Source organism: Pseudomonas sp. NPDC087598, assembly GCF_044743525.1.
Lineage (GTDB): Bacteria > Pseudomonadota > Gammaproteobacteria > Pseudomonadales > Pseudomonadaceae > Aquipseudomonas.
This window is the reverse complement of sequence record NZ_JBIUWQ010000014.1, coordinates 82,880-95,773: the sequence shown is the minus strand read 5'-3', so window position 1 is coordinate 95,773 and position 12,894 is coordinate 82,880. Positions and strand designations below refer to the sequence as shown.

General features: G+C 58.6%; 7 protein-coding genes. All 7 read left to right on the top strand.

Translation table 11 applies throughout. The features are described 5' to 3' along the window. Positions 1-2 precede the first annotated feature (2 nt). The 7 genes from aguB to ACIOWE_RS10875 all read left to right on the top strand — a co-directional run bounded on the left by aguB (position 3) and on the right by ACIOWE_RS10875 (position 12,892). On the top strand, positions 3-911 hold the full coding sequence (gene aguB, locus ACIOWE_RS10905) for an N-carbamoylputrescine amidase (RefSeq protein WP_401390857.1): 909 nt from the start codon (positions 3-5) through the stop codon (positions 909-911). 1 nt (position 912) lies between these two features. Beyond that, entirely contained in the window at positions 913-2,016 is a 1,104-nt protein-coding gene (locus ACIOWE_RS10900) for an extracellular solute-binding protein (protein WP_401390854.1), read from the top strand. Between the two features lie 52 nt (positions 2,017-2,068). Beyond that, positions 2,069-3,187, top strand: a complete 1,119-nt coding sequence (locus tag ACIOWE_RS10895) for an agmatine/peptidylarginine deiminase (protein ID WP_401390852.1) — start codon at positions 2,069-2,071, stop codon at positions 3,185-3,187. A gap of 50 nt (positions 3,188-3,237) precedes the next feature. Next, positions 3,238-4,260: a GlxA family transcriptional regulator gene (locus tag ACIOWE_RS10890; protein WP_401390849.1), complete on the top strand. Its 1,023-nt coding sequence runs from the start codon at positions 3,238-3,240 to the stop codon at positions 4,258-4,260. Positions 4,261-4,699: 439 nt separating this feature from the next. Beyond that, complete coding sequence (locus ACIOWE_RS10885; protein ID WP_123593248.1) at positions 4,700-5,215, top strand: Hcp family type VI secretion system effector; 516 nt, start codon at positions 4,700-4,702, stop codon at positions 5,213-5,215. 127 nt (positions 5,216-5,342) lie between these two features. Continuing rightward, complete coding sequence (locus ACIOWE_RS10880; protein ID WP_401390845.1) at positions 5,343-8,249, top strand: type VI secretion system tip protein VgrG; 2,907 nt, start codon at positions 5,343-5,345, stop codon at positions 8,247-8,249. Beyond that, a complete protein-coding gene (locus tag ACIOWE_RS10875) occupies positions 8,246-12,892 on the top strand; it encodes an RHS repeat-associated core domain-containing protein (RefSeq protein WP_401390842.1) in 4,647 nt (1,548 codons plus the stop codon). The genes ACIOWE_RS10880 and ACIOWE_RS10875 overlap by 4 nt, the downstream gene beginning before the upstream one ends. The last annotated feature ends 2 nt before the right edge of the window (positions 12,893-12,894 follow it).

The window sequence follows — 12,894 nt, the reverse complement described above, 5'->3', positions numbered from 1 at the left end:
ACATGACGATGCTGACCGTCGCCGCCACGCAGATGCCGTGCACCTGGGATTTGCCGGGCAACCTTGACCGCGCCGAACAACTGGTACGCGAGGCCGCTGCCAAAGGTGCGCAAGTGATCCTGTTGCAGGAGCTGTTTGCCACGCCGTATTTCTGCATCGAGCAGAACCACCAACACCTTGCGCTGGCGCAGGAGTATCGCGCCAGCCACGTACTTGACCGCTTCGCCGCGCTGGCCCGCGAGTTGGGCGTGGTGTTGCCGTTGAGTTGGTTCGAGAAGGCCGGTAATGCCTACTTCAATTCGCTGACCGTGGCCGATGCCGACGGGCGCTTGCTGGGCGTGTATCGCAAGACACACATCCCCAACGCCATCGGCTATCAGGAGAAGGAATATTTCAGCCCCGGCGACACCGGTTTCAAAGTCTGGGACACCGCGTTCGGGTGTCTCGGCGTGGGCATCTGCTGGGATCAGTGGTTCCCCGAGACCGCGCGGTGTCTGGCGCTGATGGGGGCCGAGGTGCTGCTGTTTCCTACGGCGATCGGCTCTGAACCGGGCTGCGCAACGCTGGATTCCCGCGACCATTGGCAGATGACCATGCGCGGCCATGCGGCGGCGAATCTGCTGCCGGTGGTGGCGTGCAATCGGGTCGGGCGCGAAACCGCCAGCACGGATCCGATGCTGCAAATGGGTTTCTACGGCTCTTCGTTCATCAGCGACCACAAGGGCAAGTTGCTTGCCGAAGCTGACCGCGACAGTACCGGCGTGCTGGTGCACAGCCTCGATCTGGCGGCCATGCGCGAAGACCGTTTGACCTGGGGCATTTATCGCGACCGCCGTCCGGACATGTACGGCGCATTGCTCAGCCAGGACGGTCGTCACCTCCACGCACGCTGGAACACTCAAGGGGTTTGACATGCTTACGAACCACAAGCGGTTACTCGGCGCGATGGGCCTGGCACTGACCTGCTTCATGCCGTCGTTGCACGCCGAAGAAAAGACCCTGCGGCTATACAACTGGGCGGATTATTTTGCCGAAGACACCCTGAGCCGCTTCACCGCCGAAACCGGGATCAAAGTGATTTACGACGTCATGGACGGCAGTGAAACCCTCGAAGCCAAGATGCTTTCCGGTGGCAGCGGTTACGACCTGATTTTCCCCGGTGACACGGTGGCCGAACGCCTGATGCGCGCCGGCAGCCTGTTGCCGCTGAATCAGTCGAAGCTGACGGAACTGGACGACATCGAGCCCGGTTTGCAGAAGTTGCGCAGCCACTACGAGCACTCCAGCAAAGCCACGGTGCCTTACACCTGGGGCACCATCGGCCTGACCTACAACGCCGAACAGATCAAGCAGCGCATGGCCGATGCGCCGGTGAACAGCCTGGACATGTTGTTCAAACCGGAGCTGGCGGCGAAGTTTGCCGACTGCGGCATCTCGATGATCGACTCGCCGGACGAAGTGCTGGCAGTGGTGCTCAATTACCTCGGGCGTGATCCGCGCAGCGCGAAACCGGCGGATCTGGCGGCGGCCAGCGAAGTGCTGATGAAAATGCGCCCGTACGTGCGCAAGTTCCAGTCGCAACCGGTGACCGATCTGGTCAATGGCAACCTGTGCCTGTCCCTCGGTTACAGCGGCGACATGACCCAGGCGCAGCGCACCTCCGACAGCGCCGGCAAACAAACGAAATTTCAATATCGAGTGCCTCGCGAAGGCACGACGATTTGGATGGACACCATGGCCATTCCTGTGGACGCCAAACACCCGGAATACGCCTACGCATTCATCAACTTCGTCATGCGCCCGGAGAACATGGCCGCGATCAGCAACTTCACCGGATACCCGACTTCCAATGCCAAGGCACGGTCAAGCGTCGATGCGACGATGCGCGACAACCCGGACATCTACCTCGACGAAGCGACCTATGCTCGATTGATCCCCGGCAAGGATATTCCCCAGGCCGACATGCGCGCCCGTATGCGCACCTGGACCAAATTCAAAACCGCCACTGGCCAATGATCCACGGCCGGCGAGCCATCGCCGGCCTTCACTGTTACTCAGGAAAAACCACATGGCGACACGTCGCGAATTCATCAAAAAGGCCTCGGTACTTGCCGGTGTCAGCGCTGCGGTCATGGGCCTCGGTCTGCCGGGCCAGGTGCTGGCAGCCGCGCAGGGACGCTGGTTCATGCCCGACGAGGGCGACAAGCACGAGCGGGCCTACATCGCCTTCGGCGCGCAGGATGCGATCTGGGAAGACTTCACCGAAGACGTCCAGGAAGCCCTCGGCCGCATCGCCCGCGCCATCGCCCGTTATGAACCGGTCACGGTGTTCTGTCGCAAGAACGAGCGCAGTGTCGCCGAAGAGTTTTGCGGCACCAGCAACATCAATTACGTGACCGCTGCGCTCGACGACATCTGGATGCGCGACATCGGCGCCAACTTCGTCATCGACGACAGGGGCGGCCTCGGTGCCGTCGACTTCAACTTCAATGGTTGGGGCAACAAACAGCAGCACAGCAAAGACGCACAAATCGCCGCACTGGTGTCTGCCGATGCACAAGCAGCCTATCAACGCAGCGAACTGGTGGGCGAGGGCGGCGGCATCGAAGTCGATGGCCACGGCACCGGGATCATGACCGAGAGCAGCTGGATCAACCGCAATCGCAACCCCGACTGGAGCAAGGCCGACGTCGAGGCCGAACTGAAGGAGCGCCTGGGCCTGCGCAAAATCATCTGGCTACCGGGCATCAAGGGCAAAGACATCACCGACGCCCACGTCGATTTCTATGCGCGCTTCATCAAACCGGGCGTGGTGATTGCCAACCTCGATACCGATCCTGAATCCTACGATCACAAGGTCACACTGGCGCACCTGGAAATCCTCAAGAACGCCACCGACGCCGACGGCCGCAAGCTACAGATTCATACGATTTCGCCACCGCTCAAGCCACGCAACAGCAAATTCAACAAGAACAATCCGGACTTCGCCGCCGGTTACATCAACTACTTCGTGATCAACGGCGCGATCATCGCCCCGGAATTCGGCGACAAAACGGCGGACAAAAAGGCCTTTGATCTGCTGGCCAAGCTGTATCCGGATCGTGAAATCATCCAGCTCAACATCGATGCGATTGCGGCGGGCGGCGGCGGGATTCACTGCGTGACCAGCCATCAACCGCAGGCGTGATTGACTCTGCGGCGGATCGGGCCAACTATCGGCGGATAACAACATGACCGATGGACCAGACCTTGATCGAACGACGCCAATTCAGCGGAGGCATGAAGGGGAAAAACCTCCGCTATCTGAATGAGCAATCAGCTGACACCCGCATGACGCGCACCGGTTTTCTGCTGCTCGAACACTTTTCGTTGCCGGCCTTTACCCAGGCGCTGGACACCATCATCACCGCCAACCTGTTGCGCGCCGAGCTGTTTGCGTCGCGCACGTTCGGCTTGAGCGAAGCCGAGGTGATCAGCGATCTGGGCCTGGTCATTCGCCCGGACGCACGGATTGATCTCGCGGCGCTTCAGGAGCTGGATTTGCTGGTGGTGTGCGGTGGTTATCGAACCGAGCTTAAGGCAACGGATGAGCTGATCGGTTTGTTGCGGGCGGCGGCGGAGCGGGGCGTGTCCCTCGCCGGTTTATGGAACGGCGCGTGGTTCCTCGGCCGCGCCGGATTGCTCGATGGCTACCGCTGCGCGATCCACCCGGAACATCGCCCGGCGCTCACCGAAATCGCCAAGTTCACCCAGGTCAGTAGCGAGCCTTACGTGATCGATCGCGACCGGCTCACCGCGTCGAGCCCGTCCGGGGCTTTTCACATGGCGCTGGACTGGATCAAAGGCTTGCACGGCAAGGCGCTGGTCGAGGGCATTGAAGATATTCTGGCGTTCGAAGAGTCGCGCTATCGGCGAATCAAACCGGATGAAAACATCTGCGTCAGTGCACCGTTGCGTGAAGTTGTGAAGTTGATGGATGCCAATCTGGAGGAGCCGTTGGAGCTGGAACAACTGGCGGTTTACGCCGGTCGTTCGCGGCGCCAGTTGGAGCGCTTGTTCAAGGAGCAACTCGGTACCACGCCACAGCGCTATTACCTGGAGCTGCGCATCACCGAAGCGCGGCGCTTGCTGCAACACACCGAGCTGTCGCAGGTAGAAGTCCTGGTCGCTTGCGGCTTCGTTTCGCCAAGCCATTTCAGCAAATGCTACAGCTCGTATTTCGGCTATCGCCCATCGAAAGAAAAACGCCTCGTTAAATAACAAGCCGTCCATTAACCCGAGTTCAACACGGTTTCACACGTCTGCGTATCTCCCCCAAACACCCCGGTCAGTCCCCTCTCCCTCTGGCAGAGGGTTAGGGTGAGGGGCAATTCAGGCTCAACCAAATATTGACGTCACACCAATGTGCGCAACTTCTTGCGCACTCAAATGTGGATAACCCTGTGGACACATCTCTCCAGGCCACGTAATCCATTCTGTACAGACGAGTGCGCAACTTCTTGCACACCACTGCGCAAGAAGTTGCGCACTTTTCTTTGTTTATTTTGGTTTAAACGACGTAGGAATGCGCTGGGTACAGCTCAAAGCATTGATCCGAAAGGGGTTCGAAATATCTGGCATGAAGTTTGATAGCTCATTGCCACTCTGACGGGCAATGGTGCCTGTCGAGTGAGTTTTTTTGAGCAAGGAGAGCATCCCCATGGCAACACCAGCGTACATGTCGGTTACCGGCGAAAAACAAGGTCTGATCACTGCCGGCGCATTCACCGCCGACTCCGTTGGCAACACCTACCAGGAAGGTCATGAAGACCAGGTCATGGTTCAGGCATTCACCCACGACGTGATCATCCCGCGTGATCCGCAATCCGGTCAGCCAACCGGTCAGCGCGTACACAAACCAGTCGTGATCACCAAGGTCTACGACAAGGCTTCGCCTCTGCTGCAAGCGGCGCTGACCTCGGGCGAGCGCATGAGCGAAATCGTTATCCAGTGGTTCCGTACTTCGGCTCAAGGTACTCAAGAGCACTACTACACCACCAAACTGGAAGACGCGATCATCGTCGCCATCAACAACAAAATGCACAACTGCCAGGACCCGGGCAACTCGCACTTCACCCACCTGGAAGAAGTGCAGTTCACCTACCGCAAAATCACCTGGACCCACGAAGTATCCGGTACTTCGGGTTCCGATGACTGGCGTGCTCCAGTCGTTTAATTACGGCTGATGGTTTTACCGCCTCGGCCGGTTTTGCCGGTCGAGGCACGTTCACGACTTAAAGAATTTTTCGCCACCGGCCCACCAGAGGCTATGGCGCGTTGCAGCACTGCGCGAGGAACAAGGGATGTTCTCACCGGCCAATCAGCCTCATTTCAATCTGACCGTCGATGGCGTGGACAGCGATTTCCAGGTGCTGTCGTTCACCGGTCGAGAGGCACTCAATACCCCCTTCGAGTTCGAACTGGAACTGGTCAGCGAAAAGGCTTCGATCAACCTCGAAAGCGTGCTGCACAAACTGGCGTTTCTGCAGTTGTCGCCGAGCGGTAGCGGCATTCATGGGCTGGTCTACAGCATCGCCCAGGGCGAGGCGGGCAAGCGGCTGACGCGCTACAAAATCTCCCTGCGCCCACAACTGGCGTACCTGGCGCATCGGGTGAATCAGCGCATCTTCCAGCAGATGACCGTGCAGCAGATTATCAGTCAGGTACTGGAAGAACACGGCATCCTCGCCAGCGATTATCACTTCCAGCTGAGCGCGATCTATCCCGAGCGCATCTACTGCGTGCAGTACGACGAGTCGGACCTGGATTTTATCCAGCGCTTGTGCGAGGAGGAGGGGATTCACTACCACTTTCAGCACACCGCCAGCGGCCACAAACTGACCTTCGGCGATGACCAGACGGTGTTCCCGAAACTGGCGCCGGTGGCCTATCAGCAGGACTCCGGACTGGTCGCCGACAAACCGGTGGTCAAGCGTTTCGGGCTGCGTCTGGCGACCCGCACCAGTCGCACCACGCGGCGCGATTACGACTTCGTCAAACCGAAGATCGAGCTGGAAAGCGACGCCAAAAGCAGCGCCCAACCGGACCTCGAAGATTACGATTACCCGGGCCGTTTCGTCGACCGCGAGCGTGGCAAGCACCTGGCCAATCGCGCCCTGGAACGCCATCGCAGCGACTATCGTCTGGCCGAAGGCAACAGCGATCAACCGATCCTCGTCAGCGGGCATTTCCTCGCCCTGACCGACCACGCCAATCCGACATGGAATGACCTCTGGCTGCTCACCGAAATCTTCCACGAAGGCAAGCAGCCGCAAGTGCTGGAAGAGTCGGTGACCAGCGATACCACTGACAACAAGGACGATTTTCACCAGGGCTACCGCAACCGCTTCAGCGCGATCCCGTGGGACGTGCCTTACCGCCCACCGCTCGATCACCCGAAACCAAAAGTCCTCGGCACGCAAAGCGCTGTGGTCTGCGGCCCCGAAGGTGAAGAGATCTACTGCGACCAGTACGGCCGGGTGAAGGTGCAGTTCTTCTGGGATCGTGAAGGCAAGCACGACGACATGACCAGTTGCTGGATGCGCGTGGCGTCGAGCTGGGCCGCGGAAACCTTTGGTTCGATCAATATTCCGCGAGTCGGCATGGAAGTGCTGATCACCTTCCTTGAGGGCGATCCCGATCAGCCGCTGATCACCGGTTGTCTTTACCACGGCGCGAATCTGCCGCCGTACAAACTGCCGGATTTCAAGACCCTGGCCACGGTCAAGAGCAAGGAATACAAAGGCAGCCGCGCTAACGAACTGCGCATCGACGACACCACCAGCGAGATCAGCATCGCGCTGCGCAGTGACCACGGTGCGAGTGCGATCAACCTCGGTTATCTGACCCATCCGCGTCCAAGCGGCGGTCAGCCACGCGGCGAAGGTTTTGAACTGCGCACCGACCGCCACGGTGCCGTACGTGCCGCTGCCGGTTTATTGATCACCACCGAACCACGCCCGAACGAATCCAGGCACCACAAGGACTTGCCAGAAACCGCCGAGCGCCTCGCTACCGCAAGCGATCAGCAGGACGGTTTCGCGGTGCAGGCCAAGGAGCTGCAAGCCCAGGAGGCGGGCGATCAGGACGACGTCGCCAAAGCGCTGCACGCCCAGCATCAAGGCGTGCTCGGCAGCGGCCCGGCCAACCTCACCGCCAACGAATTTCCGGAATTCACCGAGCCGCATCTGGTTCTCGCCAGCCCGGCCGGCATCGCTCTGACCACGCCGCGCTCCAGCCACATCGCTACGGGCGAACACCTGGCGCTGAGCAGCACCGGGCACACCAGCCTGTCGATCGGCAAACGCCTGCTCGCCAGTGCCAGCCGGGGCATGCGTCTGTTCGTGCAAAGCATGGGTTGGCGTCTGGTCGCGGCGTCCGGCGACATCGACGTGCGTGCGCTGAAGGACAGCATCAACCTGCTGGCCAAGCTGAACATCACCGCCAACGCCGATCGCATCACCATCACCGCAAAAACCGAGCTGGTGATTCAGGGTGGCGGCAGCGCGACTACCTATAACGCCGGCGGCATCACCCACGCCACCAGCGGCCCGTACACCGCACACGCGGCGAACTTCGCCTACACCGGGGCGAAATCCCTGGCCGGTGTATTCCCGGAACCACCGAAACCGGGCAAGGGCAATCTGGAATTGTTCAACCAGTACGCCGGGCGCCAGGGCATCAAGGAAGGCGATTACGAAGTCATCGATGCACTGGGCAAAAGCATCAAGGGCAAGCTCGACGGCAAAGGTTTCGCCAGCGTCGCGGGCGCCGCACCGGGGCCGGCGCGCGTGCTGTTCGGCAAGGATCTGGCGGACACCTGGAGCGATGGCAGCTACATCGGTAAACCGGAATGGCCGTTGAATCCGCCTGGGGCTGAAGAAGTGCCGAGCCAGGTGCAGGCGATGGTCGCACAGGTCTTGCCGAGCAAGAGCTGGGACATCCTGGAAAAGGGCAAGGACATGGCGCAAACAGGGATGAGTGCGATGCAGACCGCCCAAGGTGCGATGCAAACGGCGCAGCAAGTGAAAGGCGCGGTGCAGGGCGGGGTGGCCGGGTTGCCGAAGCTGGCGAGCGCTGCGATGCCGAGTGCGTCGAGCATCCTCGGCGCAGCAAGCAAGGGCGGAAAGTTGCCGACGCTTCCCGCGCCAACGCTTCCAAAACCTTCCTTGAAAACCCCAGGCCTGCTGGCGGGTGAGATGCTGTCATGACCACTGAAAATGCCGTGGTAAAACGGGAACCTCAGGTTGCCATCGTTCCCCTGAATGCCATCGATATCAAGGATGTCGGGCGCGGTGCCGCCAGGTTTGATGCCTGGCTGCAATCGATCAGTGGGGGTGTCGTCACGCTCGAACGGGTCAAGAACGTCGCTGGAGCGCTCCCGGTAGTCGGCAATATCATGGCATTGGTCGATGCGCTCGGGGACGTTGTCACCCTAGCCAAAAGCAAGCAACGTCAGATATTGGACTGGGTCAGTCTTGGCATCAATCTCATTGGCGTATTGCCGGCTCCACCGACGATGGCCTCCGCGCGGATGACCTTGCGTCCGACGTTGTCCCTGGTGCGTCAAGAACTGCGCAACAGTGCGAAAATGTTGCTGGGTGATTCGCTGATTGAAGTTCTGATCGGACACTTGAATGCCACCATCGTTGGCACAATCGATGACTTTGTCGAACAGGCAAAGCCCAAGCTTGCCAGTATTCTGGACGACGCCGGCGAGCTCGGCCAAAAAGCGGTAAACGAGATCGCCAAAGGGCTGGAGACCGTGGTCAACGGCAAGCTCGACGCGAAGGGCGATATGCATGCGGCGAGCGCCAGGATGAGTGCCGCCGGTGGGCAATTGCTGCACGATCCGAAGGCTGCCATCAGCAATATCTTTGGCGCCGCTTTCAGCGCGTACAAAGCAGCCGGCAAAGGTGTAGCCAACAGCGCGGCGAAAAACCTGCTGCCTGAGAGTGCCAAGGCTTTGGTGCTGAGCAACACGTCCATGCTTCGTACCTTGGGTGTGGATCTGAAAGTCCAAATGAAGAAGCTCGGCGATCCAGGCGTGCAGCACTCCATTGGCTGGCTGTTGCAGATGCTCGCGGGTGCTGTAGTGACATGGCGTAAGCGTAAAGCGCACGGTCAGGGCACGAGCGTTAAGCCTGATGCAACATCCAAGGCTCAACATATGGCACCGGAAGGGCGGCTGGAAGTCACGAGTCAGCAAGCTCCAGCAACCAGTCACTGTGAGGAATGCAAGAACGGAGTAAGTGCCAGCACTGAGCGCAGCATCAGCTTCGCGCTTGGCTCGGAGTCGGTCAGTCATACTGATTTCAGCCTGCCTGGTGCATTTGCGATTGAGTGGACACGTACCTATTGCTCGCGGCTCGATGCCTACGATCACAGTGAGTTGGGCGCTCGGTGGATCACGGCGCTGACAACCCGTTTTGACTGCCGTGATGATGGGTTGATGTTCTATGACGCTGACGGTCGCACCCACGCCTTTCCATTACCGAAGATTGCGGGGCTGCACTACAACGCCATTGAAAACATGACGTTGACGCGAATCAGTGATGATCGGTTGCTTCTGTCTCGCGGGTTCGAGCGCCATGAGACCTACTTGCGCCGAGGCCAGTGCTTTGTACTGACTCAAGTGGTGTTGCGTAACGGTGCGGGGATCATGCTGCATTATGAGCATCGCCATGGTGGGCGATCGGTCTTGTCCGACCTCATCACCTACCAGGACGATATAGCTGACGTTAAAACCCATCTAGGGACTCTGATTGATGAACATGGTCGATTGATGGGGCTCTGGGAAATTCGTGAAGGCGAACCCCAGCGTCAGCTCTGCGCTTACCAATATGATGTTTCTGGCGATCTGGTCCAGGCTCAAGACGAAAATGGTGCAGCCTGGACATATCAATACCAGTCGCACTTGATCACCCGTTACACCGACCGTACTGACCGCGGCATGAACATTGAGTGGCAGGGCCAGGGTGCGGATGCCAAGGCTGTACGTGAATGGGCCGACGATGGCAGCTTCGATACCCGGCTGGAGTGGGATGAGAACATTCGCCTGACCTATGTCACGGATGCTTACGGCAATGAGACGTGGCATTACTACGACATCCTCGGATACACGTACCGTATTCGACATCCGGATGAACGTTCCGAGTGGTTTTTCCGCGATGAGGCGAAAAACCTGATACGCCATGTTCATGCTGATGGAACGACTGATCGTTACAGTTATGACGAGCGCAGCAACGTTCTTGAGCATATTCGTGCAGACAACAGCGTGGTGCACTTTGCCTACGACGATCAGGATCAACTGATCAAAATCAGTGATGCAGAGGGTGGTCAGTGGCAACGCGCTTACGATGATCACGGCAATCTGGTGGAAGCCATCGATCCGCTCGGTAATAAAACCGAGTACGCCTATAACGCGGCGGGTTTGCCCACGGCAATCAAGGATGCCAACGGCAACGAACAAACCCTGGATTACAACGATGCTGGTCAGTTATTGGAACATGTTGACTGCTCGGGCAAGACCAGTACCTGGGAATACAACTCGCTCGGACAGGTAAGTTGTTTTACCGATGCCGCCGGACACTGCACTGAGTACCAGTACAGCTTGGGCCAACTGGTATCGATCAAGCACCCGGACAAAACGCAGGAGCGTTTTGAGCGCGACGCCGAGGGGCGTCTACTGGCGCATACCGATGGCCTGGATCGCTGCACAACCTGGAGCTATACGGCTGCGGGTCTGATCGCCGAGCGAGTCGATGCCGCTGAACAGACACTGCGTTACCGCTGGGACAAACTCGGTCGGTTGGTTGTACTGGAAAACGAGAACGAGCGACGTGCACATTTCCACTATGACCCGTTTGGGCGCTTGCTGGAGGAGACTGGCTTTGATGGACACGGCACTCGCTATCGGTACGATTCTGAAACAGGGCGATTGTCCAGTGTTCTGAGCGATGATCGTGTCATTGCCGTGAGCTTCGACCCAATGGGGCGCCTGATAGAACGCTGCGCCACATCGGGCGGTGAGTCACAGAGCGAAACTTTTGCCTATGACGCAAATGGCAGCCTGATCATGGCCGGCAATGCCGATAGCCGGTTGCAGTGGTTTCATGATCCGGCGGGCAACGTGCTTCAAGAGCACCAGTATTACCTGCGCCTGGAAAAACCGCTGGTTGCCGTCTGGAGACATGAGTACGACGCACTTAATCAGCGTGTTGCCACGATTCGCCCCGATGGTCATCGTGTCAGTTGGTTGACCTACGGCAGTGGTCATCTGGCAGGACTGCGTCTCGACGAGCATGATCTGATCGGCTACGAGCGGGACGACCTGCATCGCGAAGTCGCTCGGCATCAGGGCAACCATTTGCTGCAAGCTCAGAAATGGGACGCAACAGGGGGACTTCAGGAGCAGTTGCTGTCACGTAGTGGCGATAAATCAACGCTGTTCAAGCGTGATTACCAATACGATGCCGCAGGCCAGTTGACCCTAACCAGTGACACTCGTCGTGGTGAGCGCGAGTATGCCTATGATCCCGTAGGACGATTGCTCAGCGCGACGACCCGTTACGGGATCGAAACATTTTCCTTCGATCCCGCCAGCAATCTTCTTGATGAAAAACATGCAGAGGTGCGTCGTCCGCTGGATCAGGCACCCTCGCGAAGCCGACGGCTCGACAATTTGTTGCGCGAGTACGCGGGTACTCACTACGAGTACGACGGGCGTGGTAATCAGATCCAGCGCTGGAAGAATGGCAGCCGTTGTCGGATGCGTTGGGATCTGTTCGACCGCCTGGTGCATTTCGAAGATGCGCGCCTGTCCGTGGAATTTGCATACGACGCCTTGGGTCGCCGCATTCAAAAGCATTCGCAGGCGCATCATCAGGCCCGCCTGGAAGCGGGTTCTCAGTGGAACCGTAACGAACACGCTCGCATACAGCGCGAGATTGGCTGTGGTTTTACCCTGTACGGCTGGGACGGTGACAATCTTGCCTGGGAAAGCAGTCCCGGTCAGATTGACGGCAACCTTGGGCGCACGGTGCATTATGTTTATGAGCCCGGTAGTCATGTCCCGGTGGTGCAGGCTCATCGCAATGCCGCGATTGTTCTCAGTGGATTGCCTGAAAACCGAGGCGAATATAACGTCGATGACGACCCGCTTTGGGCTTACAGCCCCAATGTGCTGCCGATCGATGGACTCGCCTGGTATCAATGCGACCATCTGGGTACGCCATTGGAGCTCACCGACCAGAATGGCGAAATTGCCTGGAGTGGCCAGTACAAGGCTTGGGGCGAGATACAGGAGCAGCGTTCGGTTCCGGCGCAGCAGCATGGGCTGACCAACCCGTTTCGTTTTCAAGGGCAGTACCACGATCACGAGACGGGCCTGCACTACAACCGATACCGATATTATGACCCGGCGGTTGGCCGTTTCCTCAGTAAGGATCCGATCGGTTTCAATGGTGGACTGAATCTTTACCAATACGCCCCCAATCCGATTGAATGGGTCGATCCGCTGGGGCTAGCGAAGAAGAAAGGTCCATGGACCAGTCCGGGAGGGTTGGTCTATGAATCAGGCTCTGTAGACGGACATCGTAAAAAACACGTATTGGCCCATGAGAAGGTCGATACAACCAAACCTAAACACTCGGTATTCAAGTGTAAGACCGGCGAATCGCTGGCGATTGTCGACGAGGCGTGGGGTAAGCGGGGAGCTGCGACGCCGTCTGGTAAAAACGATGTGTACCACGCGAACATGGGACGGGTAGTCGGAACTCAGGGCGAGACGAAAGTCAGGATCGTTACAAAGCACAACACCAACAAAGTCATCACTGCTTTTCCAGTGAAATAGGA